28 protein-coding genes are annotated in these 26,864 nt (G+C 66.8%); 12 read left to right on the top strand and 16 right to left on the bottom strand.

Annotated features, from left to right (window positions below; translation table 11 throughout):
- Window positions 1-6: 6 nt before the first annotated feature.
- The 4 genes from HEQ22_RS11925 to HEQ22_RS11910 are packed head-to-tail and all read right to left on the bottom strand — an operon-like array spanning window position 7 to window position 3,529.
- Window positions 7-606, bottom strand: a complete 600-nt coding sequence (locus HEQ22_RS11925) for an ABC-type transport auxiliary lipoprotein family protein (protein WP_432768117.1) — start codon at window positions 604-606, stop codon at window positions 7-9.
- An 11-nt stretch (window positions 607-617) separates the two neighbouring features.
- Window positions 618-1,559 (bottom strand): MlaD family protein, encoded by a 942-nt coding sequence (locus HEQ22_RS11920; protein WP_432768116.1) that lies wholly within the window; start codon window positions 1,557-1,559, stop codon window positions 618-620.
- A 9-nt stretch (window positions 1,560-1,568) separates the two neighbouring features.
- On the bottom strand, window positions 1,569-2,423 hold the full coding sequence (locus HEQ22_RS11915; RefSeq protein ID WP_432768115.1) for an ABC transporter ATP-binding protein: 855 nt from the start codon (window positions 2,421-2,423) through the stop codon (window positions 1,569-1,571).
- Entirely contained in the window at window positions 2,423-3,529 is a 1,107-nt protein-coding gene (locus HEQ22_RS11910) for an ABC transporter permease (protein ID WP_432768114.1), read from the bottom strand. The genes HEQ22_RS11915 and HEQ22_RS11910 overlap by 1 nt, the downstream gene beginning before the upstream one ends.
- 88 nt (window positions 3,530-3,617) lie before the next feature.
- Between HEQ22_RS11910 and HEQ22_RS11905 the strand changes: the two genes are divergently transcribed.
- A complete protein-coding gene (locus HEQ22_RS11905) occupies window positions 3,618-4,337 on the top strand; it encodes an HAD family hydrolase (RefSeq protein WP_432768113.1) in 720 nt (239 codons plus the stop codon).
- 98 nt (window positions 4,338-4,435) lie between these two features.
- Here the strand turns inward: HEQ22_RS11905 and HEQ22_RS11900 are convergent, their stop codons facing one another.
- The 6 genes from HEQ22_RS11900 to lgt are packed head-to-tail and all read right to left on the bottom strand — an operon-like array spanning window position 4,436 to window position 10,447.
- Window positions 4,436-5,758: a cystathionine gamma-synthase family protein gene (locus HEQ22_RS11900; RefSeq protein WP_432768112.1), complete on the bottom strand. Its 1,323-nt coding sequence runs from the start codon at window positions 5,756-5,758 to the stop codon at window positions 4,436-4,438.
- A gap of 59 nt (window positions 5,759-5,817) precedes the next feature.
- Window positions 5,818-7,224, bottom strand: a complete 1,407-nt coding sequence (locus tag HEQ22_RS11895) for an SLC13 family permease (protein ID WP_432768111.1) — start codon at window positions 7,222-7,224, stop codon at window positions 5,818-5,820.
- The gene (gene pgeF, locus HEQ22_RS11890) at window positions 7,221-8,000 is read right to left on the bottom strand and encodes a peptidoglycan editing factor PgeF (protein ID WP_432768110.1); all 780 of its coding nucleotides are present in this window, start codon (window positions 7,998-8,000) and stop codon (window positions 7,221-7,223) included. Before pgeF ends, HEQ22_RS11895 begins: the two co-directional genes overlap by 4 nt.
- Window positions 7,997-8,515: a GNAT family N-acetyltransferase gene (locus tag HEQ22_RS11885; protein WP_432768109.1), complete on the bottom strand. Its 519-nt coding sequence runs from the start codon at window positions 8,513-8,515 to the stop codon at window positions 7,997-7,999. Before HEQ22_RS11885 ends, pgeF begins: the two co-directional genes overlap by 4 nt.
- Window positions 8,512-9,546, bottom strand: a complete 1,035-nt coding sequence (locus tag HEQ22_RS11880) for a class I SAM-dependent methyltransferase (RefSeq protein ID WP_432768108.1) — start codon at window positions 9,544-9,546, stop codon at window positions 8,512-8,514. Before HEQ22_RS11880 ends, HEQ22_RS11885 begins: the two co-directional genes overlap by 4 nt.
- Window positions 9,547-9,571: 25 nt before the next feature.
- Complete coding sequence (gene lgt / locus HEQ22_RS11875) at window positions 9,572-10,447, bottom strand: prolipoprotein diacylglyceryl transferase (protein WP_432768107.1); 876 nt, start codon at window positions 10,445-10,447, stop codon at window positions 9,572-9,574.
- 78 nt (window positions 10,448-10,525) lie between these two features.
- On the opposite strand from lgt, the gene HEQ22_RS11870 reads away from it, so the two are divergent.
- The 3 genes from HEQ22_RS11870 to HEQ22_RS11860 are packed head-to-tail and all read left to right on the top strand — an operon-like array spanning window position 10,526 to window position 13,872.
- Complete coding sequence (locus HEQ22_RS11870) at window positions 10,526-12,229, top strand: class I adenylate-forming enzyme family protein (RefSeq protein WP_432768106.1); 1,704 nt, start codon at window positions 10,526-10,528, stop codon at window positions 12,227-12,229.
- 30 nt (window positions 12,230-12,259) lie between these two features.
- Window positions 12,260-13,105, top strand: a complete 846-nt coding sequence (locus tag HEQ22_RS11865) for a cytochrome b/b6 domain-containing protein (protein ID WP_432768105.1) — start codon at window positions 12,260-12,262, stop codon at window positions 13,103-13,105.
- On the top strand, window positions 13,102-13,872 hold the full coding sequence (locus tag HEQ22_RS11860) for a molybdopterin-binding protein (protein ID WP_432768104.1): 771 nt from the start codon (window positions 13,102-13,104) through the stop codon (window positions 13,870-13,872). The genes HEQ22_RS11865 and HEQ22_RS11860 overlap by 4 nt, the downstream gene beginning before the upstream one ends.
- Here HEQ22_RS11860 and HEQ22_RS11855 read toward each other — a convergent pair.
- A complete protein-coding gene (locus tag HEQ22_RS11855; RefSeq protein WP_432768103.1) occupies window positions 13,869-14,306 on the bottom strand; it encodes a DUF1801 domain-containing protein in 438 nt (145 codons plus the stop codon). The genes HEQ22_RS11860 and HEQ22_RS11855 overlap by 4 nt on opposite strands.
- Window positions 14,307-14,334: 28 nt before the next feature.
- Window positions 14,335-16,404, bottom strand: coding sequence for a S46 family peptidase (locus HEQ22_RS11850; protein ID WP_432768102.1), 2,070 nt, complete (start codon window positions 16,402-16,404; stop codon window positions 14,335-14,337).
- A 168-nt stretch (window positions 16,405-16,572) separates the two neighbouring features.
- Here HEQ22_RS11850 and HEQ22_RS11845 point away from each other — a divergent pair, with 168 nt between their 5' ends.
- From HEQ22_RS11845 to HEQ22_RS11825, 5 genes are all read left to right on the top strand, one after another.
- The gene (locus HEQ22_RS11845) at window positions 16,573-17,790 is read left to right on the top strand and encodes an argininosuccinate synthase (RefSeq protein ID WP_432768101.1); all 1,218 of its coding nucleotides are present in this window, start codon (window positions 16,573-16,575) and stop codon (window positions 17,788-17,790) included.
- 251 nt (window positions 17,791-18,041) lie between these two features.
- Window positions 18,042-18,233, top strand: a complete 192-nt coding sequence (locus HEQ22_RS11840; protein WP_432768100.1) for a hypothetical protein — start codon at window positions 18,042-18,044, stop codon at window positions 18,231-18,233.
- An 80-nt stretch (window positions 18,234-18,313) separates the two neighbouring features.
- Window positions 18,314-19,087, top strand: a complete 774-nt coding sequence (locus HEQ22_RS11835; protein WP_432768099.1) for a hypothetical protein — start codon at window positions 18,314-18,316, stop codon at window positions 19,085-19,087.
- A 41-nt stretch (window positions 19,088-19,128) separates the two neighbouring features.
- Window positions 19,129-20,139: a threonine aldolase family protein gene (locus HEQ22_RS11830; RefSeq protein WP_432768098.1), complete on the top strand. Its 1,011-nt coding sequence runs from the start codon at window positions 19,129-19,131 to the stop codon at window positions 20,137-20,139.
- 10 nt (window positions 20,140-20,149) lie between these two features.
- Window positions 20,150-21,103 (top strand): DMT family transporter, encoded by a 954-nt coding sequence (locus HEQ22_RS11825; RefSeq protein ID WP_432768097.1) that lies wholly within the window; start codon window positions 20,150-20,152, stop codon window positions 21,101-21,103.
- 9 nt (window positions 21,104-21,112) lie between these two features.
- On the opposite strand, the gene murA is transcribed toward HEQ22_RS11825, so the two are convergent.
- A complete protein-coding gene (gene murA / locus HEQ22_RS11820; RefSeq protein WP_432768096.1) occupies window positions 21,113-22,396 on the bottom strand; it encodes a UDP-N-acetylglucosamine 1-carboxyvinyltransferase in 1,284 nt (427 codons plus the stop codon).
- A gap of 154 nt (window positions 22,397-22,550) precedes the next feature.
- Here murA and HEQ22_RS11815 point away from each other — a divergent pair, with 154 nt between their 5' ends.
- Complete coding sequence (locus HEQ22_RS11815) at window positions 22,551-23,582, top strand: DUF3011 domain-containing protein (RefSeq protein ID WP_432768095.1); 1,032 nt, start codon at window positions 22,551-22,553, stop codon at window positions 23,580-23,582.
- 263 nt (window positions 23,583-23,845) lie between these two features.
- Here HEQ22_RS11815 and HEQ22_RS11810 read toward each other — a convergent pair whose 3' ends face one another.
- Complete coding sequence (locus HEQ22_RS11810; protein ID WP_432768094.1) at window positions 23,846-24,463, bottom strand: 2-hydroxychromene-2-carboxylate isomerase; 618 nt, start codon at window positions 24,461-24,463, stop codon at window positions 23,846-23,848.
- Complete coding sequence (locus HEQ22_RS11805; RefSeq protein ID WP_432768093.1) at window positions 24,457-25,197, bottom strand: SDR family oxidoreductase; 741 nt, start codon at window positions 25,195-25,197, stop codon at window positions 24,457-24,459. The genes HEQ22_RS11810 and HEQ22_RS11805 overlap by 7 nt, the downstream gene beginning before the upstream one ends.
- A 121-nt stretch (window positions 25,198-25,318) precedes the next feature.
- On the opposite strand from HEQ22_RS11805, the gene HEQ22_RS11800 reads away from it, so the two are divergent.
- Both HEQ22_RS11800 and HEQ22_RS11795 read left to right on the top strand, forming a co-directional pair.
- A complete protein-coding gene (locus HEQ22_RS11800) occupies window positions 25,319-25,810 on the top strand; it encodes a winged helix-turn-helix transcriptional regulator (protein WP_432768092.1) in 492 nt (163 codons plus the stop codon).
- Between the two features lie 45 nt (window positions 25,811-25,855).
- Complete coding sequence (locus HEQ22_RS11795; protein ID WP_432768091.1) at window positions 25,856-26,392, top strand: hypothetical protein; 537 nt, start codon at window positions 25,856-25,858, stop codon at window positions 26,390-26,392.
- Between the two features lie 3 nt (window positions 26,393-26,395).
- Here the strand turns inward: HEQ22_RS11795 and clpS are convergent, their stop codons facing one another.
- Window positions 26,396-26,722 (bottom strand): ATP-dependent Clp protease adapter ClpS, encoded by a 327-nt coding sequence (clpS, locus tag HEQ22_RS11790; protein WP_432768090.1) that lies wholly within the window; start codon window positions 26,720-26,722, stop codon window positions 26,396-26,398.
- Window positions 26,723-26,864 lie beyond the last annotated feature (142 nt).

Genomic DNA, 26,864 nt, shown 5'->3' with positions numbered 1-26,864 from the left:
AGCGTATCAGCCGGCAAGCCAGCCCGCCACTTCGCCCGCCACCCGGTTCGCCGCGCGTGTCAGCGCTTCGCCCACTGGCTTGGCCTCGACTGCGGCGCCGATGCTCTCGCGCGCTTCGAAGCGGCGTTGGGTCACGCTCTTGCCCCCGGCGTTGACCAGCATCGCTTCGTAAACAACAACGGCTTCGCCGGTGGCGGCATCGACGCCGAATTCCATTAACTGACCCGCGAGCTGTTCGCCCGGCGCGGTCAGATATTGCCCCTCGTCGAGCACGACGCGATTGGTGCGCGCGGCGACGGTTTCGCTGAGCAGGCGCTGGAACAGGCGCTGCGGCGCCTCGACCCATTGCGCGTCCTCAACATAAGCGACGCTGGCATTATCCGCCTGAACCGGGATGCGCATCGTGCGCAGTTTTTGCGGTGCGGTGGGGATCAATATGGTCAGTGCCTGCGCCTCGGTCGCGGTGCGCGCCGCGCCCGCGGCGGGTGCCGCGTCGGCGTCGAGCGTGAGCAGGAACGGCGGCGGCTTGGCGCCGAAACTGACGCAGGCGGACAGCATCGCCAGGCTGGCGACAGCGAGCATCGGGGCACGGAGGCGGCGCAACATGGTCGAATTCCTCATGGCTTGTAGTCGGGAAGCTTGCTGCCGCCGATGACGGCGCCGGCGCCCTGCTGGTCGAGTTTGTCGGTCAGGCTCGACAGCGACGATGACGTGCGGCGAAGGTCGCGGATCAGCGCATTGGCTTCGGGGATCGTCGTCTGGCTGAAGGTTTGGAGGCCCGGCCGGGCATCGGCGATCGCGCCTTCGAGCGTCTTCATCGATTCGTTCGCCGACGCCAGCGTATTGCGCAGATTGGCCATCGCCGGATCGACATTGCGGTCGATCGTGCCCTGCGTCGCGGCAGCGAGGCTGCCGATCTGCTCGGCAGCGACCCCGGTCTGCTGGATGGCGATGCGCGTGTCGGCGAGCGCGCGTTCGATCGCGGGGCCGTTGCGCGCGAGAATCGCGGTCGATTGTTCGACGTTCTTCAATATGCCGCGGATGCTCGCCTGATTCTCGTCGTCGGCGAGTTCGGCGAGGCGTTCGGAGAGCGTGGAGAGGCGCTGGAGCAACTGCGGCGCGGTGTTGAGCAGTTCGCCGAGGCCGCCGACGCGGGTCGGAATGACCGGCATGCCGGCCGGGCCCTTGTCACTGATCGGCGGCGCGCCCTTGACCGCACCGTCGAGCGCGATTTGCGACACACCGGTGAAGCCGACGCCTTCGAGCGCGGCGGTGGTGCCTTGCAGCACCGGGACGCCCTCGTTCACCTCGATGCGGACGCGCACGAACTGCGGATCGTCGGGCCACAGCGCGATTTCGCGCACCTGCCCGGCGGGAACGCCGGAAAATTGCACCGCGGCGCCCTTGTTCAGCCCGTCGACCGACTGTTTGAAGAAAATATCATATTCGCGCTTGGTGCCTCCGCTGTCGTTGGCGAGCCAGACGATGAAAAAGGCGAGCGCCGCCGTGAAAAGCAGGACGAAGGCGCCGACGAGTACATTGTTCGAACGTGTTTCCATCAGCTGTTCCTATGACCGCTTCGCGGTTTGGTTCCCGCCCGCGGCGGCGCGGCCGCGTGGCCCGTTGAAATAATCCTGTATCCACGGATGCTCGGTGGCAAGCAGTTCGGGGATGGTGCCGATCGCGATCACCTTTTTCTCGGCCAGCACCGCGACGCGGTCGCAGGTCGCGTAAAGCGAATCGAGGTCATGGGTGATCAGGAAGACGGTCAGCCCCATCGTGTCGGCCAGCTCGCGGATCAGCTCGTCGAATTTGGCGGCGCCGATCGGATCGAGCCCCGCGGTCGGCTCGTCGAGAAACAGCAGCGCAGGGTCGAGCGACAGCGCCCGCGCTAGCCCTGCGCGCTTGACCATGCCGCCCGACAGCTCGGCGGGATATTTGGGTCCGGCGTCGGGAGGCAGCCCGACCATCGCGACCTTGTAGGCGGCGATTTCGTCGAGCAGCTTCTGGTCGGTGCGCGGATAATATTCGCGCAGCGGAACCTGGATATTTTCAGCCACGCTCAGCGTCGAGAACAGCGCCCCGCCCTGGAACATCACGCCCCAGCGGCGGCGCAGGTCGCGCGATTCCTCTTCGTCGGCGATGGCGTCCAATGTCTTGCCATACACTTCGATCTCGCCCGCAGACGGGGTCTGCAAGCCGATGATCGAGCGCATGAGCACCGATTTGCCGGTGCCCGAGCCGCCGACGACGCCCAGAATCTCGCCCGACCGCACGTCGAGGTCGAGCCCGTCGTGGATCACATCGTCGCCGAACTGGTTGACCAGCCCGCGCACGCAGATCGCATGATCGAACTCTTCGGGGCGGACCGCGTCGGCGGCGGCGAGTTCTTCCTCCAGCTGTTCGTCGATCTCGTCGCTCATCAATTCCATCCGATCGACGAAAAGAAGACCGCGAACATCGCATCGAGCACGATGACGAGGAAGATCGCGGCGACGACCGCCGATGTCGTGCGCTTGCCGACTTCCTCGGCATTCTGGCGCACCTGCATCCCTTCGTAACAGCCGGTGACGCCGATCAGCACCCCGAACACCGGCGCCTTGATCAGCATCGCCCAGAAATCGGTCATCGGGATGATGTCGCGCAGCATCTGGATATAGGTAAGCGGCGGGATATCGAGCCCGATCCAGCAGAACACCCCGCCACCGGCAATCGCGCACAGGCTGGCGTAAAAGCCGAGCAGCGGCATCAGCAGCGTCGCGGCGGCGACGCGCGGCAGCACGATCGCCTCCATCGGCGACACGCCGATCGTGCGCATCGCGTCGATTTCCTCGGTCAGCTTCATCGTGCCGATCTGCGCGGCAAAGGCGCTGCCCGACCGCCCCGCGACCATGATCGCGGTCATCAGCAGCCCCAGCTCGCGCACCGAGGACCGACCGACGAGGTTGATCGTGAACACTTCGAGCCCGAACTGACGGAGCTGGACTGCACCCTGCTGGGCAACGACGATGCCGATCAGGAAGGTCATCAGGCCGATGATCGGCAAAGCATCGACCCCGACGGTCTGGAAACGCGTCACGATCGCATGCCAGCGCAGCCTCCGGCGGGCGCGCAACTGCGTGCCCAGCGCCATCAGCATCGACCCGAAAAATCCGACGATACCAAGTAGTTCGTGCCAGACCGCGACAGTCGCGGTGCCGACCTGTTCCAGCATTCGCGCCCATGGCGGGCGGCGGTCGCGGTGGACGCGGTAGTCGCTCTTGTCCTCTGCCAGCGCGTCGAGCAGGCGCTGTGCTTCGGGGCTGGCGCCGGTCACTTTCGCGCCATGATCGCGCACGGTACGGGTCACGATCCACGCGCCAACGGTGTCGATGCGCTCGACCGCCGACAGGTCGAGCGTGCCGATCGGCCCCAGCGCGTCGAGACGCGCCGGCAAATCGCCAAGCCGGGCAAGCGTCAGCCGTCCGGTGAAACGGACATCGGCGCCATCGGCGCCGTCAACTTGTTCGAAATCCGCCCGGGCCACCATCCTGCGGGCGACATTGTATTATTTGCCCGATGACGGCAAGCGAATCCCGCCACTTGGCCCGCGGCGAGCGGGCTTCTATGACAGGTGAATGGAAACCCCGCCCGCCGCGCCGACGATCGACTATGCGCATCGCGTCGCGATGTATGACATGGACCGGACGATAACCCGATCAGGGACTTACAGCGGCTTCCTGATGCACGTCGCCGGACGGCGCCAGCAATGGCGGTTGCTGCTGCTGCCGCTCGTCGGGCTTGCCAGCCTGGCCTATGCGCTGCGCCTGATCGACCGCGCGCGGTTGAAGGCGATCAACCTGCGCCTGCTCGTCGGCCGGCGCTTTCGCCGTGCCGAAATCGTGCCGCTCGCCGAAAGCTATGCCGACAAGGTCGTCGCGCGCGGATTGCACCCCGCGGCGCTCGAACAGATCGCCGCTGACCGCGCCGCGGGATACCGGCTACTGCTGGCGACGGCGTCGTTCCACCTCTATGTCGATGCGATCGCGCGGCGGCTGGGGATGGACGACGTGCTGGCGACGCGGCTCGACGAACCCGACGGCGCCGACCATGTGCACGCGCGGCTGGCGGGCGACAATTGTTACGGCGAGGCGAAGTTCGCGCGCATCGACGAATGGCTGAGCGCCAACGCGATCACCCGCGATGCTGCGCACATCCGCGCTTATTCGGACCATGTCTCCGACCATCCGATGCTGCGCTTCGCCGACGAAGCGGTCGCGACGACGCCGTCGCGCGGGCTGAAAAAGCTGGCGCCGACGATGGGCTGGTCGGTGGTCGACTGGCGGGGCCGGAAATAGGCGTTTCAACCGTCGTCATTGCGAGCGAAGCGACGCAATCCAGAGCGGATGACGCCACTCTGGATTGCCGCGTCGCTTCGCTCATCGCAATACCGTGTTCAGACCGCGTCCAGCGCCTGCGCGAAGTCGGCGATCAGATCGTCGGCATCCTCGATGCCGATCGAGATGCGCACCAGATTGTCGGTGATGCCCAGCGCCGCCTTGCGCGCGTCGGGGACCGATAGGTGCGTCATCGCCGCGGGATGGCTGGCGAGCGTTTCGGTGCCGCCGAGGCTGACGGCGAGCTTGGCGATCTTGAGCGCGTCGAGGAAGCGAAAGCTCTCCGCCTCGCCGCCCTTGATGAACAGCGAGAAGGTCGATCCGGCGCCGGTGCAGTGGCGGTCGAAAATATCCTTTTGCGCGCCGTCCTTCAGGAAACCGAGATAGCCGAGCCCGTCGACCTTCGGATGGCTTTGCAGGAAGGCGCAGACCTTTTCGGCATTCTCGCCCGCGCGGCTCATGCGCAATTCGACGGTTTCCATCGACCGCAGCAGCATCCATGCGGTGTGCGGGTCGCAGATCGTGCCGATCGTGTTGCGCATCATGCGGATCGGGCCGAGCCAGTGCTTCGAACCGAGCACGCCGCCCGCGACCAGATCGCTGTGGCCGCCGGCATATTTGGTGAGGCTGTAGAGGACGATGTCGGCGCCGTGCGCGAGCGGCTTCGACCACAAAGGTCCCAAGAAGGTGTTGTCGATGGCGATCGGGGGCCGCGCATCTTCGGCAAAGGCGGCATCGACCGCGGCGCGCATCGCCTGCACATCGACGAGCGCGTTGGTCGGGTTGGCGGGGCTTTCGAGATAGACCATCGCAACCTTGCCGCCCTGCGCCGCCGCCATTTCGCCGGCGCGCGAGAGGATCGCGTCCATCTCTTCGCGTGACGCTTCGGCGGGGAAATCGACATAGGTCGCGCCGAAGCGCGACAGGATGCGCGCGATCAGCGTCTCGGTCGCTGCATAAAGCGGGCCCGAATGGACGATCACGTCCTTCATGCTGACATGGGCGAGCAGCAGTGTGGCGATCGCCGACATGCCGCTGGAAAAGACCAGCGCGTCCTCGGCTTTTTCCCAGACGCCGAGCCGCGCCTCGAGGATTTCCTGGTTCGGGCCGTTGAAGCGCGAATAGACCAGCCCGTCGGCGCCGCCGGGGCGCTTGCCGGTGATCCCCTCGAAATGATGCTTGCCCGCTGCGGCGCTTTCGAAGGCGAAGGTCGAGGTCAGGAAAATCGGCGGCTTCAGCGAGCCTTCGGACAGCATCGGGTCGTAACCATAGCCCATCATCAGCGTCGACGGCGACAGTTCGCGCCCACCGATTTCGGTGACGTCCTTCTTCGGCGCGCGGCGCGGCGTCGTGCCGGTAAGGTCGGCATTGTCGATGGGCATTGGGAAGTCTCCTGAACGAATTTGGTTTCAGGCGTAACTAGCGTCATTCGCGGACAACGTCACCCCAGCATCGCGACGGCCCAGATCACCCCGATCAACAGCGGTACGCCGAGGATGTCGAGCACCAGCCCCGCCTTCAGCATCCGCGGCAGCGCGATATGGCCGGTCGCCCACGCCAGCGCGTTGGGGCCGGTTCCCGACGGCAGCATGAACCCCCAGCTCGCCGCCATCGCGACGGGCAGCGCGAGCAGCACCGGATCGACCCCGGTCGCGGCGATCAGCGCCGCGAGCACGGGCATGATCCCGCTCGCGGTTGCGACATTGCTGGCAAATTCGGTGATCAGGATCGTCAGCGCGACGATGACCGCGGCGAGCAGGATCGTCGGGATACTGCCGAGCGGCGCGAGCACCGCACCGAGCCATGCGGCGAGCCCGCTCGCGGTGATCGCCGCGGCGAGCGCGAGCCCGCCGCCGAACATCATGATCACCCCCCATGGCGCGCGGTCGGCCTCTTTCCACACCAGCAGCGGGCGGCCGGTGCCGTCGGGCAGAACGAAGAGGAGCAGGCTGCCCGCAACCGCGATGGTGCCGTCGGTGAGCGCGCCTGCCGGCAGGAAGGGTTCGAGCCACGGCTGTGCGATCCACGCGATAAGAACGAGCAGGAACACCGGCACGACGCGGCGTTCGGCGGTCGACCAGATCGCCTGGTTGCCGAGCGCGGCCGCGGCGGCGCGCCCGTCGAACGGATGGTCGGCGAGCCGCTGGACGCGCGCCAGGGTAAGCATCGCCACCGGCACCGACAGCAGCACGACGGGGACGCCATAGATCGCCCAGTCGAGGAACGAGATGCGCAGGTCCAGCGCCTTTTCGATCAGACCTGCGGCGATTGCGTTGGTTGGACTGCCGACGAGCGTGCCGAGCCCGCCGAGCGAGGCGGCGAAGGCAATGCCCATCATCACCGCGCCGGCAAAGCCGTGCGTTTCGCCCTCGCCGATGCCCCCGGCGCGCACGACGGCGAGCGCGATCGGGATCATGATCAGCGTCGTCGAGGTGTTCGAGATGAACATGCTGAGCAGCGCGGTGGCGCCCATGAAGGCGATCAGCAGCCCGGTGCTGGTCGGCGGGGCGCGCTTCAGCAGTGCGAGCGCGAGGCGGCGGTGCAACCCGACGCGCTCGATCGCGAGGGCGAGAAAGGCGCCGCCGAGGATGAGGAACAGGATCGGCGAATAATATTCCTTCGCGATCGCATTGGCGTCCATGATGCCGAAGGCGGGGACAGTCAGGAACGGCAGCAGCGCGGTGACGGTCAGCGGCAGCGCCTCGGTCATCCACCAGATCGCCATCAGCACGGTCAGCGCCGCAACGTGCCAGGCGGTGGTTTCCATGCCCGCCGGGGCGGGCAGCACGACCATGACGACGAAGGTCAGCAGGCCGCCGATCAGCCCGAACAGGCGCGTGCGTGTCATCCGTCCCCCTCGTCCGCCGCAAGCCCGATCACCGACATTTGCCGGCCATAGCTGTTCTCGCCCTGATGGCAGGCGTGGCGATAGCTGAAATAATCGTCGCGCTCGGCATAGGTGTCCTGCCCGCCGATGGCAATTCGCGCCACCCCTGCTGCGGCGAGGCGCGCGGCGACATAGGCGGCGATGTCGAACATCGCGTGGCCGGGCTTGCCCGCGGCAAAGAATCGCTCGTTCCCCGGATCGTCGGCGATGAAGCGTTGGACGAAGCCATCGTCGACTTCATAGGAGGCGCGGGCGATGCACGGCCCGACTGCGGCGGCGATACGGCCCCGCTGGGCGCCGAGGCTTTCCATCGCGTCGAGCGTCGCATCGGTGACTCCCGCGATCGCCCCTTTCCATCCCGCGTGGGCGGCGCCGACGACCCCCGCCGCGCGGTCGGCGAGCAGCACCGGCACACAATCGGCGGTCAGGACGCCGAGCAGGATGCCGGGGGTGCGCGTCGCCAGCGCGTCGGCCTCGGGCCGGCCGGCAAGGTCGGTGTCGCCATCGACGATGACGCAGCGGCTGCCATGAACCTGGTACAGCCCGGCAAGCGCGGCGCCCGGCAGCACCGCATCGGCGACGCGGCGCCGGTTTTCGGCGATCAGCGCCGGATCGTCGCCCGAGCCGAGTCCGCAGTTGAGCGACGCAAGCTCGCCCGCCGACACGCCGCCCCGCCGCCCGAAAAAGCCGTGCGGGACGCCCGCGAGCGTATCGGCGGCGGTGAACGGTGCGCTCACAGGTCGAGCCTGAAGATGCGGTCCTCGTCGATATGGTTGCCGACGCGGAAGGCGTTGCGCCCGACGTCGACGAAGCCGTAGCGGCGGTAAAAGGCCTGCGCGCGCGGATTCTCGGTGAACACGGACAGATACAGGATCGCGGCGCGTTCGCGCGCCCATGCGATCCCCCAATCCATCAGCGCCGCGGCGATGCCGGTCCCCTTGGCGGCTTCGCCGACGTAAAGCTGGTGCAGCTCGGTCGCGCCGTCGCGCGGCTGGCCCGCGGGCAGGTCGAAATCGACCGGACCCATCTTGACGAAGCCCGCCATGGCGCCGTCCTCGCTGCGGGCGAGCGCCAGCCCCCACGCCGGATCGGCGATCTGCTCGCGCAGCCGTTCGGGCGGGTTCCATCCCGCCAGAAAGGCGGCGAGGTCGGCGGGGTCGTAGATATGACCGAAGGTGTGGGTGAAGCTTTCGCTCGCGAACAGGGTCAGTTCGCCGACGTCACTGTCGTGCGCCGGGGTTATCGTCGTCATGCGGCCTCTCCGCCTGCGCCAAAGCCTTCGGGGTCGGGCCAGTGCGGGGCGCTCACCGCCATGACCTTGAACAGCGCGCCCATCGCATCGGCCTCGACCAGCCGGTCGCGCTGCGCCGCGAAGTCGGCGGTGCGGTCGGGGGCAGCGGCGGCGAGCGCGGTCAGCCGCGCGTCGATGCCGAGCTGGCGCAGCCAGCGGCCTTGCCCCACCGGCCCCGCGACACGCACCGCGCCGCCGCAGGCCGCCGCCAGCGCGGTAAAGTCCACGTGCGCGGTCAGATCGACCTCGCCCGGATCGGCGAAGGGGTCGGCAAAGCGATGCGCCTTGACCGCCTGCAACGTGTCGCCCGCGGCGGGGCCGCTATAGCCATAATCGATCACCAGCATCGCACCGCCACAGCGCGCGAGGCGAAAGGCGCAGCCCTGCATCACCGCGGCGGCGACGGGCGCGGTTTCGACGATCGTGCCGGGCGGCGAGCCCCCCAGGGCAGGCGCGATCGCGGCGTCGGCGGGCACCTCGCCGGGCACCGCAACCAGCCGCCCTTGCTGGCGTTCGACCATGCGCTCGCGCCAGCCGCCGGCGGCCCGCACATATTGATGCACCGGCAGCGCGTCGAAAAATTCATTGGCGATGATGATCGCGGGGGCGTCGTCGGGCACGCTCGCCATATCGTCGTGATGGACCGCGCCCGGCAGCCGCGCCAACTGCGCGGCGCGCAACGCGGGGCTGGTTTCGACGAGGTGGACGCCCGCCGGGGTGCAGCCGAAGCGCGCCATCGCGCGCAAGGCGTCGGCGGCGAGGGTGCCGCGGCCGGGGCCCAGCTCGACATAGGCGAAGGCGGGACTGCCCGCGCGCAGCCACAGGTCGGCGATCCAGACCCCGACCAGTTCACCGAACATCTGGCTGATCTCGGGCGCGGTGGTGAAATCGCCCGCGGCGCCGAGCGGGTCGCGCGTCGCATAATAATGCCCGTTCGCCGCGGCCATATAATCCGCGACGGTCATCGCGCGCGCCGTGGCGATCTGGATCATCAACTGCGCCGGCGTGGGGCGCCCGTCAGGCAATGCTGTCGGCCCCCGCGATCGGTTCGACGCGCTGGCGGCGTCCCTTGGCGGTGGCGACGAGCCAGATGCCCGCCACAAGCATCGGGAGGGTCAGCGTCTGCCCCATCGTCAGTCCCCACGACAATGTGCCGAGCTGGACGTCGGGTTCGCGCACGAACTCGACGGCGAAGCGGCTGAGGCCGTAGATGATCGCCGCCATGCCGAACAGAAAGCCGGGCTTGTAGCGCGCGTCGGTGCGCCAGAAGAAAAAGGCGAGGATCGCCATCATCACCAGCCCCTCCAGCCCCGCTTCGTAAAGCTGGCTGGGGTGGCGCGGATCCATCGTGCCGCTGTCGGGAAAAATGATCGCCCACGGCACCGTGGTCGCGCGGCCCCACAGTTCGCCATTCACGAAATTGGCGAGCCGGCCGAAGAACAGGCCGAAGGGGACGACGCAGGCGACATAGTCGCAAAAGCGCAGGAAGCTGAGCTTGTCCTTGCGGGTGACGTACCAGATCGCGATCAGCACCCCGACGACGCCGCCGTGCAGCGACATGCCGCCGTCCCACAATTTGAAGATGTCGAGCGGCCGCGCCAGATAGGCGCCGAGGTTGTAGAACAGCACATAACCGAGCCGGCCGCCGAGGATGATACCGAGCATGGCGTAGAAGATCATGTCGTCGGCATGGCGCCGCGCCATCGGCGCGCCCGGCTGCGCGATCAGCTTGAGCAGATACCAGTAACCGACGAAAATCCCGGCCAGATAGGCGAGCGCATACCAACGGATCGGCAGCCCGAAGACGCTGAATGCGACCTCGCTGTTCGTCCCCATCAGATCGTGGAAGTTGAGATATTGCGTTGTGTCGGCTAAGGTTGCAAAAAGAAACATAAAGTCTCGGACCCTTCCCCAGGTGAGGCCTTACCCCATAGGGGGTTAGGCAAGCGAGACCAAGAGGAGAGATGCCCCATGCCATCCGCGCTCGATCTGCGCCTGGAAACCGCGTATAATCTGATCACCGGGCCGGGCGGCCCGATCGCGGTCGGATCCGTCGAACGCTTTGGCCGCCAGCTGCCCTTCATTACCAATGCCCCGACCAATCTGGCCGATTATGTCGCCTATTTTGCGATGCAGCATGGCGATGCGACCTTTCTGGTCGAAGGCGACGAGCGGCTGAGCTTCAAGCAGGTCTATTTCGCCGCGCGCAAGGTTGCGGCCGGCCTGATCGACGGCCATGGGGTGCAGCGCGGCGACCGCGTCGGCATCGCGATGCGCAACGCCAACGCCTGGTGCGTAACCTATGTCGGCATCCTGCTCGCGGGCGGCTGCGCTACCCTGCTCAATGGCTGGTGGCAGGGCGGCGAACTCGCCGCGGGGATCGCCGACAGCGAGACGAAGCTGGTGATCGCCGACGTCCAGCGCGCCGCGCGGCTCGAAGAGGTCGAACATGGCGCGACGGTGGTCACGCTAGACCTTTTGAAGCCGATCGACGAGGCGATCGCGCCGATCGCCGATGCCGGTAGCGCCGAGACCGCGCTTCCCGTCCTCACCGGCGACGACCTCGCCACCATCCTGTTCACCTCAGGGTCGACCGGCCAGTCGAAGGGCGCCTATTCGCGCCATCAGGCTGTCGTCCAGGCGATCTTCAACTATGTCACCCAGACCGCGAGCATCGTCCATTTGCTGACCCAGGACGGGCTGATGTCGGACATCCAGCCCGCGACGCTCGTCTGCACGCCGCTGTTCCACGTCACCGCCGAAATCCCGGTGTTTCTCCAGAGCTTCGCGCTCGGGCGCAAACTGGTCCTGATGCCGAAATGGAATGCCGAGGAGGCGATGCGGCTGATCCAGGACGAGCAGTGCAATTATTTCGTCGGCGTGCCGCTGATGAGCTATGAGATCCTCACCCATCCCAAGCGCCAGAATTACGACCTGTCGACGTGCAAGAGCTATGCCGGCGGGGGCGCGCCGCGCCCGCCCGAGCATGTGAAGCGCCTGTCCGAGGAAATGGGCGATGCCAAGCCGTTGCTCGGTTACGGCCTCACCGAAACCAACGCCGTCGGCTGCGGCATCATCAACGAAAACTACCTCGAAAAGCCGATGTCGACCGGCCCGGCGTCGAAACCGCTCGTCGATCTCGCGATCCTCGACGACAATGGCGGCGACCTGCCGCAGGGCAGCGTCGGCGAAGTGTGCATCCGCTCGGTCGCCAATTTCGAAGGCTATTGGAACAATGAGGCGGCAACCAAGGCTGCCTTCTTCGACAATGGCTATTTCCGCACCGGCGATCTCGGTTATCTCGACGCCGACGGCTATCTGTTCATCGTCGACCGCAAGAAGGACATCATCATCCGTGGCGGCGAGAATATCAGCTGCCAGGAGGTCGAGGCGGCGATCTACGAACATGCCGAGGTCAACGAATGTGCGGTGTTCGGCCTGCCCGACGAACGGCTCGGCGAAGTGGTCGGCGCGGTGATCTGGGTCCAGCCGGGCAGCACCCTCGATGCCGAGGCGATGTGCTCGTTCCTCAGCCAGCGGCTAGCGCCCTTCAAGGTCCCGTGCAAGATCTGGATGTCGAACGCTGCACTGCCCAAGCTTGGCAGCGAAAAGATCGACAAGGTCAGCCTGCGCAACCAGTATCGCGCCGAATATGCGGCGGAGGTCGTCGCGTAACCTTTGTGCCGAAAGGAGCGAACCGGAGTCATGGCCGAAGCTGAAACTCCCGCCGCTCCCGCCGCAGCAACCGTGCCGGTGCGCGTCTATCGCCACCGGCTGCCGACGCGCATCTGGCATTGGGTGAACGCGGCGACGCTGCTCATTTTGCTGATGAGCGGGCTGATGATCTTCAACGCCCATCCGCGCCTCTATTGGGGTCAATATGGCGCGAACAACGATCCGGCGTGGCTGGTGATCGGGTCGACCCCCGACAGCGGCTATCTACAAATCGGGTCGCTGCGGGTCGAGACGACCGGGGTGCTCGGGCGCTGGACCAATGCGGAGGGCGTGGAGAAGACCTGGGCCTTTCCAGGCTGGGCGACGATCCCCACCAGTTACAATCTGGCCGACGGGCGGCGCTGGCACCTGTTCTTCGCGTGGGTGCTGTCGATCGGGCTGGCGCTCTACATGCTGTGGACCGCGTTCGGCGGGCATCTGAAACGCGACTTGCACGTCCGCCGCGGCGAATGGTCACCGCGGCATCTCTGGCACGATATCAAGCAGCATGCGCGGCTGCGCTTTCCCACCGGCGAGGCGGCGGCGCGTTACAATATCCTGCAGAAGCTGTCGTATATCGGGGTGATCTTCGTCGCGCTGCCGCTGATGATCGCGACCGGCCTCACCATGTCGCCGGGGTTCAACGCGACCGCGCCGTGGCTGCTCGACCTGTTCGGCGGGCGCCAGTCGGCGCGTTCGATCCACTTCATCGTCGCCTGGGCGCTCGTCGCCTTTTTCTTCGTCCATATCGCGATGGTGCTGCTCGCCGGGCCGGTGAACGAGGTGCGCTCGATGATCAGCGGCTGGTTCCGCCTGCCGCCGGAGAAAAACAAATGAGCGACCTTCTCCTCCCGCGCCGCCAGCTGATCGCGCGCGCCGGCGGCCTTGTCGCGACGCTGCCGCTGCTCGGTGCGTGCGACGCGATCAACGACGCGCCCGCGGTGCGCAAGATCTTGTCGATGGGCGAGGCGATGAACGAGGCGAGCCAGCGCGCGCTGACCGATCGCGACGCGCTGGCGCGCGAGTTCACCCGCGCCGACCTGTCGCCGGTCTTTCGCGCCAACGGCACGCGGCTTCCCGCCGGGCCGGATTATGCCGCGCACGCCGCCCGCGGCTTTGCCGATTGGCGGGTGCAGGTTACCGGGCTCGTCGCGCGGCCGCTGTCGCTGTCGCTCGCCGACCTGCGCGCGATGCCGCAGCGCATCCAGATCACCCGCCACGACTGCGTCGAGGGGTGGAGCGCGATCGGCGAATGGACCGGCGTCCCGCTCGGCCGCATCCTTGCCGCCGCCGGGGTCCGCGACAGCGCGCGCTACATCGTCTTTCGCTGCGCCGACCGCATCGGCGACGCGCTCTATTACGAAAGCTGCGACATGGTCGACGCGCGGCACCCACAGACGATCATGGCGTGGGCGCTGAACGGCGCGGTGCTGCCGATCGCCAACGGTGCGCCGCTGCGCCTGCGCATCGAACGCCAGCTCGGCTACAAGCACGCCAAATATGTCACCGGGATCGAGGCGGTCACCAGCCTGGCCGGGATCGGCGCCGGCAAGGGCGGCTATTGGGAAGACCGCATCAATTATGAATGGTATGCGGGGATTTAGTCGGGATAATATGCGTTCATGCTGTCCCAACTGAGCGCGACGAGCTTTTCGAGCACGTCCAGATCGACGTCGGCCAGCTTGTTGATATAGAGGCACGATTTGCCGGTCTTGTATTTGCCCAGCCGCGCGAACAGCGCGTCGGCGTCGTCCTGCCGGTTGCAGTAATTGCCCATCAGATACAGCGTCATCGCCGCCTTGCGCGGGCTGAACCCGGCGCGGCACATCGTCCCCGACCGGCCGCTGTCATAGGTATAGTCGTAGCTGCCATAGCCGATGATCGACGGTCCCCACATCTGCGGATCGAGCCCGGTGACGCGGCGGTGGATCGCGTCGATCGCCGCCGCTTCCTCGCGCCGCCGGACGTCGGGGACGGCGGCGATGAAGTCGGCGACCGACACCTCGGTCGCCTTGGTCTTCAGCCCGGCTTTGGCCATGTCGCCCTCCGTCCTGCGACGTTCCGCCTCAGCGCCGGCGCTTGCCGCCGTTGAGTTCGGCGGACAGCGCGGGCGCTGGCCAGATCACGTCGAGCGCCTGCTGGATCGCGGCGGTCGACACCGCCACGGTCCGGTTCAAGGCGCCATCATAGCCGAAATTGCCGCCGAGTGAATGGATGTTGCCGTCGAAGGCGGTGCCGATGACGCTGCCATCGCGCGCGATCACCGGCGACCCCGAATTGCCGCCGATGATGTCGTTGGTGGTGACGAAATCATAGACGCCCTTTTTGTCGATCCGGCTTTTCGCCGTCACGAAACCGTCGGCCAGCTTGTAGGGTAATTGCCCGGTCGCGCGGTCGTAGGTGCCGCCCATCACCGTCGTCGTCGGCACCGCCTTGCCGCGCTCGGTCCACCCCTTCACCTGACCATAGGACAGGCGCAGCGTGAAGGTTGCGTCGGGATAGAGCTTGTCGCCATAGGCTGCGAAGCGCGCCTTTGCGAGCCGCGCCTGCGCCGCGGTGACAGGTGCATCGTAATCGCGGTCATAAGCCGCCTTTAGTTCGCGCGCACGCGGGTCGAGCTTGGCGAAGAAGCGGATCATCGGGTCGTCCGACGCCGCGATCGCCGCCGCACCGCCGTCCCACAATTGCTTGCGATAGGCGGGGTCGGCCAGCTTGGTGCCCGTGACCAGCCGCTCGGCCAGCGCCTCGGGGCTTTCCTTGCCGAGCAGCGCGGCAATATCCGCATTGTCGGTGCCGAGATATTCGCGCGCCTTGCTCGCCCAGAAACCGACGCCCAGTTCCTCGAGCCAGCCATAGGTCGGGACCGCGTCGGTCAGACGCTTTTCGGTGAGCGGTAGCGCCGAATCGGTAAAGCCGGGCAGGCGTTCGCCGTTGGGCTTGCCGCGTTCGGCAGCGGCGCGAACCAGCGTCTGCGCATAACCCGCCAGCGTCGAATAGGAGGCCGGGCCGCGTTCAAGGAAGACGCTGTCGAGATAGGTGTCGCGGCGTCCGGCCATCGCCGTGTCGATCTCGGCCCAGGGGTCGCCGATTTCGGCATTGCCCTTGGTGCGCGCGCGCAGGTCGGCTTCGTCGGCGGCCATCTTGGCGGTGAAGGCGGGGTCGTTCAGCGCGCTGAACTGGCCCGACAGCGCCTTGAAGCTGTTTTCGTATCCGAACAGGTCGTCGCCGCCTTCACGCATCTTTTCCGGGCTTTCCTCCATCTTGGCGATCAACCGCCCGCGATATTCGGACAACAGCAGCAACGTCAGCGGCAGCCGCTCGGTGCGCTGGAAGGCGCGCTGGGTTTCGGTGAGCAGGCGCTGGGTCGAGCCGGGGTTGCCGACAACGAAGGTGATCTCGCCGTCCTTCGGCGCGCGCGGGTTCCATGCGAGGTGCGCCGGCGTCGCGGCGGGCTTGCCATCTTCGTAGGCGCGCAGGAACGCGGCATCCATCGCATAGCGCGGGAAGTTGAAATTGTCGGGGTCGCCGCCGAAGAAGGCAGCCTGAAACTCGGGCGCCCACGCGATGCGGACGTCGCTGTATTTGCGGTATTGGTACAGCTTGTATTGGCCGCCGCCGAACAGCGTCACGACCTGGCACCGCGTTTTGACGCGGTCGGTGCAGCCCTCCGCCTCGATTGCCGCGATGCGCGCGTCGCGCGCTTTGACCAGCGCCGCGCCGGTCAGCGCCCCGATCGCCTTGCCGATGTCGCCGGTAACGTCGCTGATCGCGGTGACGACTTCGGCTTGCTGGCCGGGGCATTTCATCTCGCGCGCGCGGTCGGCGGCGTTGAAACCGCCCGCGACAAGGTCGCTGTCGGCGCTCGACAGATTCTGGAGACAGCCAACGACACAGTGATGGTTGGTCAGGATCAGGCCGTCGGGCGATACGAACGACGCCGAACAGCCGCCGGTCAGCCGCACCGCGGCGGCGCGGGTGCGGTCGAGCCACTGCTGGTCGGGCGCCCAGCCATAGGCCGCCTTGATCGCCTCGGCAGGAACGGCGTCGAAGGTCCACATGCCCTCTTCGGCCGAAGCGGGGGCGACGAGGGCGATCACCGCGGCGGCGGCGCTGGCGAGGGCAAGGGTCAGGCGCATGAAAAATCCCTTTCGGCGTAATAAAGTATCGTCCGACCGTAGCGCCGTGGGCGTGGTCGGCCAAGCGAATAAACCGCTCCGCGCGGCGCGGTGGCCATGCGCCGGTTGCACCCGCCGCAGCGCCCTGCTAGCCGCGCCCGCGTCACTCCCCTCGCCAAAGGTGCCCCTATGTCCGAGTCCTTCAAGCGCGTCGTCCTCGCCTATTCGGGCGGTCTCGATACCAGCGTCATCCTGAAGTGGTTGCAGGTCACCTATGGCTGCGAGGTGGTGACGTTCACCGCCGACCTCGGGCAGGGTGAGGAGCTCGAACCGGCGCGCGCCAAGGCCGAACTGATGGGGATCCGGCCCGAGCATATCTATATCGACGACCTGCGCGAAGAATTCGTCCGCGATTTCGTCTTTCCGATGATGCGCGCCAATGCGCGATACGAGGGCGATTATCTGCTCGGCACCTCGATCGCGCGGCCGCTGATCTCGAAGCGGCTGGTCGAGATTGCCCAAGAGGTCGGCGCCGACGCGGTGGCGCACGGCGCGACCGGCAAGGGCAACGACCAGGTCAGGTTCGAGCTCAGCGCCTATGCGCTCAACCCCGACATCAAGGTGATCGCGCCGTGGCGCGAATGGGACCTCGCCAGCCGCACCGCGCTGATCGAATTCGCCGAAAAGCACCAGATCCCCGTGCCCAAGGACAAGCGCGGCGAAAGCCCGTTCTCGACCGACGCCAATCTCCTCCACACCTCTAGCGAGGGCAAAGTGCTTGAGAATCCGTGGGACGAGACCCCCGACTATGTCTATTCGCGCACCGTAAACCCCGAGGATGCCCCCGACACCCCCGAATATATCACGGTCGATTTCGAGCGCGGCGACGGCGTCGCGCTGAACGGCGAAGCGATGTCGCCCGCGACCCTGCTCGCGGCGCTCAACGAGCTGGGCCGCAAGCATGGCATCGGCCGCCTCGACCTCGTCGAAAACCGCTTCGTCGGCATGAAGTCGCGCGGGATGTACGAGACGCCGGGCGGCGAGATTTACGCGCGCGCGCATCGCGGCATCGAAAGCATCACCCTCGACCGCGGCGCGGCGCACCTCAAAGACGAGCTGATGCCGAAATATGCCGAGCTCATCTACAACGGCTTCTGGTTCGCGCCCGAGCGCGAGATGCTGCAGGCGGCGATCGACCACAGCCAGGAAAAGGTCAGCGGCACGGTGCGGCTGAAGCTTTACAAGGGCAATGCAAGCGTCGTCGGGCGCAAGTCGTCCAACAGCCTGTACAGCGAGCGGCATGTGACCTTCGAGGACGACGCCGGCGCGTATGACCAGAAGGATGCGGCGGGGTTCATCAAGCTCAACGCGCTGCGTCTGAAGCTGCTCGCCAAGCGCGACCGCTGACGCGACTCGCGGCCGATTTGCCGCGACGTCTACCGTTCATTTTAACGATCGGGCCGCATCGGGCCGATCGGCTCGTCGGCTTGCGCGCGCGCATTCGCGCCAAAACGACGAAAAACTGCGCCGCCCGGTCGCGCAATTGCGCGCCGATGTCATGACTGTGTCGCGTAATATTGCTACCAGAATGGCCATATTATGGTAAGATACTCTCAACCATCGGGAGAGGCTGCCGTTCAGACAGCGGGTGGTTCATTATGCAAGCACATCAATCGATCGATCAGGCGGCCTATGAATGGCAGCCTTGCTCCATCATCCTGCCGCGCATCGGGGTGATGTTCACGCGGCACGGCGCGCGCACGCGGCTAATCCTGCCGGGCCAGTATATGGTACGGCGTTCGCGATCGCTCGGCCAGTGGATCTATCGCTACCGCTCGTCGGAGGGATAGCCGCACACATTCCGAAAACGATGGCCTCTTTGCCGCCGACGCGGCAAAGCAGACGGGTCCTTTGAAAGGGAGCCGCCACGATGCGCCTGTTCGATTTTTCTTCCTGGCAAAGCATCGGCACCACGTTGCTCGGGTTGGCGCTGGTGACGCTGATCGGCGTCGGCATCCGGCTGATCGTGATGACGACGATCCAGCAGCGACGCGAGCGCATGAACCGCCAGATCAACGAGCGGCTGCGCACGCTGATCGCCGCTTACAAGACGCTGGGCGGTTCGTTCACCGGCGACCTGATGGTCGACCCCCGCCATTTGCGCGAACTGCGCCGCCGTGGTGCCACCGCGCCGGCCGGGGCCGACCCCGCTGCCACGGTCGAAGCCGGGCCGGCGCTCGACCTGTCGCGCGCTGCCGGCGGGGATGATGCCGATACCGGCGAATCGGATCGGCCGCGACGCATCCGCGACGCGGTCGAGGCGGCGCTGTCCGACATCATCCTGCTCGGCACCGAGGACCAGGTGCGCCTCGCCAGCCAGGCGGCGCAGGAACTCGTCGAAGGACGGCCGGTCCACACCCACGCGCTCGTCGTCGCGCTGCGCGATTTCATCCGCAAGGCGCTCGATCTCGATCCGGTGCCCGCCGACGTCACCATCCCGCTGCAGGGGCCGACCCGGCCCGGCGGCGGCGGTGGCAAGGGCGGTGGCGGCGATCGCGGCGGCGGCGGACGCGGCGGCGGTGGTGGAGGCGGTGGCGGTATGGGAATGGCGGGCGGCCTGGGCATTGCAGGCGGGGCAAGCATGGCGCGCGGGGGCGGCACCGATCCGGTCGCCGATCCGGTGAGCGGACCGCCGTCGGCATGAAGCATTAGCATGGCGCCGCGACCTGCGCTAAGGCGCGCCGCATGACCGCGACCCGTTTCTTTTCCGACAATGCCGCGACGGTGCATCCCGCGGTGATGGACGCCCTTGTCGCCGCGAATCAGGTCGATACCGCCTATGATGGCGACGCGCTGAGCCAGTCGCTCGACGCCGCTTTTTCGGCACTGTTCGAAACCGAGTGCGAGGTGGTGTGGATCCCGACCGGCACCGCCGCGAACAGCATCATCCTCGCCCATTTCGTCCGCCCCTGGCAGGGCATCCTCTGTTACGAGGAAGCCCATATCGAGGTCGACGAATGCGGAGCTCCTGCCTTCTATTCGGGCGGTGCGAAGCTGATGACGCTGCCCGGCCGCGGCGCAAAGATCGACGCCGATGCTTTGAAGCGCCGCCTCGCGGGCATTCGCGGCGATGTCCATCAGGTGCAGCCGGCGGCGATCAGCATCACCAACGCCACCGAATATGGCCTGTCGTGGAGCCCCGATGAAGTCGGGGCGATCAGCGAGATCGCGAAGACGCAGGGACTGAAGCTGCACATGGATGGGGCGCGCTTCGCCAATGCGGTGGCGTTTCGCGGATGCAGCCCCGCCGACGTGACGTGGCGCGCCGGGGTCGATGCGCTGTCGTTCGGGTTTACCAAGAATGGCGCGATGATGGCCGAGGCGATTGTCTTTTTCGGCGGCAGCGGCGGCCCCGGGGTGCGCGAACTCAAGAAGCGCGGCGGCCACCTGCTCAGCAAGGGCCGCTTCGTCGCAGCGCAGATTCGCGCGATGCTGAAGGACGATCTGTGGTTGGCGAATGCGCGCGCCGCCAATGCCGGCGCCGCCGCGCTGGCGTCGGCGTGCGGCGACCGGCTGATGCATCCGGTCGAGGCGAACGAATTGTTCGTGCGGCTGACCGCCGACGAAGCGGCGCGGCTGCGCGGCGCGGGTTATGACTTTTATGACTGGGGCGACGGAGCCGCCCGCCTCGTCGTCAGCTGGGATCAGGACGCAGGCGCGGTCGCGCCGCTCGCGGCGGCGATCGCGGCGCTGTGAGCGCGGCCCGGTGAGCGCGGCACCTGGCCTGCTGACGCCGCGCGTCCTGCTGCCCTTCCTGTTCGTCACGCTGATCTGGGGATCGACGTGGATCGTCATCACCGGCCAGTTGGGCGTCGTGCCGCCAAGCTGGTCGGTCGCCTATCGCTTCTTCGTCGGCGCGGCGGCGATGTTCGCCTATGCCGCGTGGCGGCGTGACAAGCTGACGCTGTCGGGCCGCGGCTGGGGGTTCGCCGCGCTGCTCGGCCTCGCGCAGTTCGCGCTCAATTTCAACTTCGTCTATCGCGCCGAGCAACATATCACCTCGGGGCTGGTCGCGGTGCTGTTCGCGCTGCTGATCGTGCCCAATACGCTGCTCGGGCGGCTGTTCCTGAAGACGAAGGTCGAAGGCCGTTTCCTCGCCGGTGCCGCGATCGCGATCGTCGGCGTCGGCCTGATGATCGTGCACGAATACCGCGCCGCGGCGCTGGGGGCAGACGCGGTGCTGATCGGCACCGCGCTGACCCTCGCCGGGGTGCTCAGCGCCTCGAGCGCGAACGTGATGCAAGGCACCGACATCGCGCGCGCGCAGTCGATGGTGGTGATGATCGCGTGGGCGATGCTGTTCGGCGCGCTCGGCGACGCGGTGTTCGCGTGGGTCACGACCGGGCCGCCGGTGATCGAGACGACCCCGGTCTATCTCGGCGGCCTGCTCTACCTCGGCGTGGTTGCCAGCGCGGTGACCTTCCCGCTCTATTTCACCATCATTCGCGCCGTGGGGCCGGGGCAGGCGGCATGGTCGAGCGTGCTGATCCCGATCGTCGCGATGGGTATGTCGACGCTGTTCGAGGGGTATCACTGGGCGCCGCTATCGATTGCGGGGGGCGCGATGGCGCTGGTCGGGCTGGTGATCGCGGTGGTCAAGCGGCCTGAAAAACCGTCGGTCAGCGGCAATATGGTGTCGGTGCCGGTCGACCCCGACTGATCCCGAACTCTAGCCCGCGCTGATCCGTTCGATATCGGCGCCGACCGCCTGCAATTTTTCCTCGAGCCGTTCGTAACCGCGGTCGAGGTGGTAGATGCGGTTGACTTCGGTCGTGCCCTGCGCCGCGAGGCCGGCGATGATCAGGCTCATCGAGGCGCGCAGGTCGGTTGCCATCACCGGCGCGCCGACGAGATGATCGACCCCGCGCACCACCGCGCTGCGACCGCGGACGTCGATGTCGCACCCCATGCGGGCCAGCTCGGGGACGTGCATATAGCGATTCTCGAAGATGGTTTCGGTGAACAGCGAAGCGCCGGTGCCGAGGGTCGCCATCGCCATGAACTGCGCCTGCATGTCGGTCGCGAAGCCGGGGTAGGGCGCGGTCGATAGCGTCACCGGCTGAGCACGGCCGTCCATCGCGATGCGGATGCCGGCCTTCGTGTCCTCGACCGTCGCCCCGGCCTGGCGCAACGCGGCGAGGGTCGCTTCCATCTCGCTGGCTTTGGCACCGACCAGTTCGACGTCGCCCTGGGTGATCACGGCGGCGCAGGCGTAGCTGCCCGCCTCGATGCGGTCGGCCATCACGCGGTACGTTGCGCCGTGGAGTCGATCGACGCCCTCGATGGTCAGCGTCTCGGTCCCGATGCCGTCGATCTGCGCGCCCATCGCAACCAGACAGTTACACAGGTCGACGATTTCGGGTTCGCGCGCGGCGTTTTCGAGCACGCAGCTGCCCTTGGCGAGCACCGCGGCCATCAGGGCATTTTCGGTTGCGCCGACCGACACGACCGGAAAGGTGAACTTGCCGCCCGCGAGGCGTCCGCCGGGTGCAACAGCCTTTACGTAGCCCGAGGTCAGCTCGATCTGGGCGCCGAACGCTTCGAGCGCTTTCAGGTGCAGGTCGATCGGGCGGTTGCCGATCGCGCAACCGCCGGGCAGGGAGACGGTGGCTTCGCCGGCGCGTGCGAGCAGTGGACCGAGCACAAGGATCGAGGCGCGCATCTTGCGGACGATGTCGTAGGGCGCGACGGTCGACGTGAGCGTGGTCGTGCGCGCGGTCATCACGCGGCCGAAATCCTCGGGCCGCGATCCCTCGATCGTCGTCGAGCAACCGAGCTGGTTGAGCAGGTGCCCGAAACCGTCGACGTCGGCGAGCCGCGGCAGGTTGCGCAGGGTCAGCGGCTCGTCGGTGAGCAACGCGCAGGGCAGCAGGGTGAGCGCGGCGTTTTTGGCGCCCGAAATGGGGATACGGCCCTTGAGTCGCTGGCCACCGCGAATGACGATCTGATCCATCGAGCGTCTTTAGCGGATGGGGGCCGCGGTGCAAGCGGGGGCGATGGTTATGCGATGGCAATCCGCCGCGAAACGTGGAAGTATCGCCGCGAACATCGATCGAGACGGAGACTTAAGGCCAAGCGGATTCACGATCAGCAAAAGGGGCAGGGGCATGAAGAATATTGTCGTCACCGTCGTCACGTCGGTTTCGCTGGTGGCATCGCACCTCGCGGTGCCGGCGCTCGCGCAAACCCGGCCCTGGCCGCCATCCGGCGGCCCGCAAATCCAGCCGCCATCTGGCGGCCCGCAGATCCAGCCGCCGCGTCCCGGCCAAAGCTATGCCGGCACAATCCGCTGCGAATCGCGCGGCAACCGGGTCCAGCGCTGCAACGTCCGCACCGGCAACCGCGTCGATCTGCAACGGGTGATCGGCGGCCGCTGTTCGAAGGGCCGCGACTGGGGGTTCACCGCCACCCAGATCTGGGTATCGGGCGGCTGCCGCGCTGAATTCGCTTACGGCTATGGCAATGGCGGCGGCTATCCGACCCCGCTGCCGCAGCCGGTCGACGATTATGCCGGCACCATCCGCTGCGAGTCGCGGAACAATAGTTATCAGCAATGCAATGTGCGCACCGACAATCGCGTCGAACTGACGCGCCGCATCGCCGGCCGCTGCAACGCCGGGCGGCAATGGGGGTATACGGCCGGCTATGTCTGGGTGAACAATGGTTGCCGCGCCGATTTCGCCTATGGCTATCGCAATGTCCGGCCGCCCGAAGCGGATAAGGACAAGGGACCGAGCACCGGGCTGATCATCGGCGGCATCGTCGTCGCGGGCGGATTGCTCGCGCTGCTCGCCAGCCAGAGCAAGAAAAAGAAAGCCGCAGCCGGCGAGCCGGTGAGCGACGATAGCGCGACGCCGACCTATCCCGCCGGTCCGCCGGCGACGCTGAGCGCCAACCTGTCCAGCCTGCCGAGCGCGGCGCGGCCGTCGGTGCAGAATTGCATGACCGATGCGGCGCGCCAGATCGGCGTTACCGGCGGCACGCGGCTGTCGTACGACCGGCTGGTCAATCTGGAGGAAGGCAATGGCGGCTGGCGCATCCGGGCCGCGATGACCGCGACCTATCCCGATGGCGCACGGTCGCTGGAGATGTATTGCCGCGCGACGCCGAGCCAGATCATCCAGTTGGATTTTAGCTGAAAAGGCGCGGAACGCCGGCTTTGCGGTGGAGAGCTGCGATTGCCGATCCTCCCCAAAAGGGGGAGGGGGACCACCCGCAGGGTGGTGGAGGGGCACGCGAGGCCATACGCAGCGCTCGACACCGCGTACCCCTCCACCATGCTTCGCATGGTCCCCCTCCCCGTGCCGGGGAGGATCGCTACTGGCAGCTGACGCGCGATACCCGTCACAGCCTGCCCGCAACGACAGTGCCGCCCCCCCCGCGCCACGGCAGCGGCGGTGCGTTATGCGGATAACGCCTCTTCGACCTGCGCCAACCGGTCCTTGCCGAAAAACATCGCACCGTCGACGAAGAAGGTCGGAATGCCGAAGACGCCGCGGGCGACCGCCGCTTCGGTGTTCTGGACGAGCTTTGCCTTGATGTCGGGGTCCTGCGTGCGCGCGAGCAGCGCGGAACCGTCGAAGCCGTTGGCGGTCAGGAAGGCGGCGATCACCTCGGCGTCGTCCATCTTCAGCCCGTCTTCCCACATCGCGCGGTTCACCGCGTCGACATAGTCGTCGAGCACGCCCTCGTCCGCCGCGACGATCGCGCCGCGCATGATGGTGAGGGTGTTGACCGGGAAGTGCGGGTTGGGGCGGAATTTGCTCAGTTCGTGGCGTTCGATGAATCGCCGCATTTCAAGATGTTCGTAAGCGAGCTTCGCGGGGGCGTCGGCATATTGGATCATCGGCGCCTTGTTGCCCGTCGCCTTGAAGATGCCGCCCAAAAGGCACGGCGTGATGACCAGGTCGGCGCCGGTGCGGTCGAGCAGTTCGGGGATCGCCTTCATCGCCAGATAGGCGTTGGGGCTGCCGAAATCGAAGATGAATTCGAGGGTTTTCGAAGGGCTTTGGGTCACCATTTTTCTCCCCAGGGGCGCAGGTCGAGTTCGTGCGTCCACACGCTTTTGGGCTGCCGGTGGAGCATCACATAATTGGCGGCGATGGCGTCGGGGTTGAGGATCAGGTCGGCGGCCTTGGCATGGTCGAAATCGGGGTGCCGGCCCTTGATGAATTCGGTGTCGATCGCGCCGTCGATGATCGTGTGCGCGACATGGATGCCCTGCGGCCCCAGTTCGCGCGCCATCGATTGCGCGAGCATACGCAGCGCGCCCTTCGCGCCCGAGAAGGCCGAAAAGCCCGCTCCGCCGCGCAGGCTCGCGGTCGCACCGGTGAAGATGATCGTGCCGCGGCCGCGCGGCGCCATGCGCTTCGCCGCCTCGCGCCCCATCAGGAAGCCGCCGAGGCACGCCATTTCCCAGACCTTGGTATAGACGCGCACCGTCGTCTCGCCGATCGGGAAATTGACGTTGGCGCCGATGTTGAACACCGCGACCTCGACCGGGCCGACCTCGGCCTCGACCTGGTCGAACAGCGCGACCATCTGGTCTTCGTCGCGCGCATCGGCGGGGAAGGCGCGCGCCTGGTGACCACCGTCGCGGATCGATTGCGCCAGCGCTTCGAGCGCCTCGGCGCCGCGCGGGCGGCGGTTGACGCAGGCGGTCAGCCCGTCGGCGGCAAGGGCGCGGGCGATCGCGCCGCCGGTGGCGTCGCCGGCGCCGATGATCACGGCAGCGGGGTTGGTGGCATGCGGCATGGGGCGACTCTCCTCTTGGCGCACCATAGTAACTATGATAATCATAGTGACAAGGCATTTCTGAAAACGATCAAGGAAGCTCGTGGAAGTTGCGCGTAATGACGGGAAGGAAGGACGGCCAATGCCCAAGCGCGCGGATCTATCGGACACGGTCTGCCCGGTCGGACGCTCGGCCGAATTGCTCGGCGACCGCGCGGTGTTGTTGATCCTGCGCGACCTGTTCTTCGGGCGGCGGCGGTTCGAGGCGATCGCGGCGAACACCGGGCTCGGCCCGCAGCTGGTGTCGGCGCGGCTCAAGCTGCTCGCGGATGAAGGCGTCGTGGCACGCCACGCCTATCAGGACAAACCCCCGCGTCACGAATATCGGCTGACCGCCAAGGGCAAGGACCTGTTCGGCGTCCTCTATGCGATGCGCGGCTGGGCCGAACGCTGGGCGTATGAGGACGGCGAGACTGGCGGTGGGCCTGCGATGCGGTATATTCACCGCGCGTGCGGCACCGATGTCGGGACCGCGCCGGTGTGTCCGGGATGCGGCGCCGCGCTGGGCTATGGCGATTTGAAGGGCGAGCCGTCGCCGGCGCTCAAGGCCGAGCAGGCGCGGCGCGCGGGCTAGACACAGGGCCGCGTTCGGATAAGCTTTCGTATCGATGCGAGGGAGGTGACGGTGCGCGGTCGGTCAATTGTCAGCCTTGTCGCGTTGCTGGCCTTTGCCATGCCGGTCCACGCAATTCCGCCGCCACCGCCACCACCCGACCCGGCGACCGTGATCGAAGCCGGTGCGCTGGCCGATGTGCTGGTTGGCTTGAACGAAAGCGACCTGAAGCACCGAACCGGCTTTGCCGTCGCGAGCGAGGCAATGGGTTGGCTGGCGACGACCCATCCCGAAATCCGCGATCCGGCGGTTCTCCGCCTGTTTCATCGCGCCATTCTCGCCAGGGTGGACGCCCATTGGTTGGAGGAGCGGCCCGATATAGCGGCGGGGCTCGCGAATCTTTATCGTCAATTGATGTCGGCTAACGATCTGGCCGCTACGCGCGCCTTCTTTGCCAGTCCGGCCGGACAGAATTTTGGCCGGACGCTTGTCGGTGCCGACATCCGCCTGCTCGACAACGCGGCGTCCAATGTTCTGTATCGACGGTTGTTTCCGGAATTACCGGGCCTGCTCGAGTCCGCGCAAAGGCTGGCCGCCGAATAGGCGTCAGGCCTTTTCCAGCGTGCATTGCAGCGGGTGCTGGTTCTGGCGCGCGGCGTCCATCACCTGGTTCACCTTGGTCTCGGCGACTTCGTAGCTGAACACGCCGCACACGCCGACGCCCTGCTGGTGGACGTGCAGCATCACCTGCGTCGCCTGTTCGATGTCCATGTTGAAGAAGCGCTGGAGCACCATCACGACGAATTCCATCGGGGTATAATCGTCGTTGAGCAGCAGCACCTTGTACATCGACGGCTTCTTCGCCTTGGCGCGAGTGCGCGTCGCGATGCCGACGCCGGGCGAACCGGGCGCGCCTTCGTCCTTGTCCGCCATGGCGCGGACTTTCTTTGACTCCGCCATGGCGCGGACTGTCTTTGCCTCCGCCATGGCGCGGACGGCAGCGAGATGGGATCGGGGAAGCATCATGGTCAGAATATCGCAAGCCGCGGGCGAAGCGCAAGAGGGCGGACGCAGG

Source organism: Sphingopyxis sp. (assembly GCF_050916055.1).
Classification (GTDB): domain Bacteria; phylum Pseudomonadota; class Alphaproteobacteria; order Sphingomonadales; family Sphingomonadaceae; genus Sphingopyxis.
Note: the sequence above shows the minus strand (reverse complement) of the source record. Positions and strands in the feature narration are given on the sequence as shown.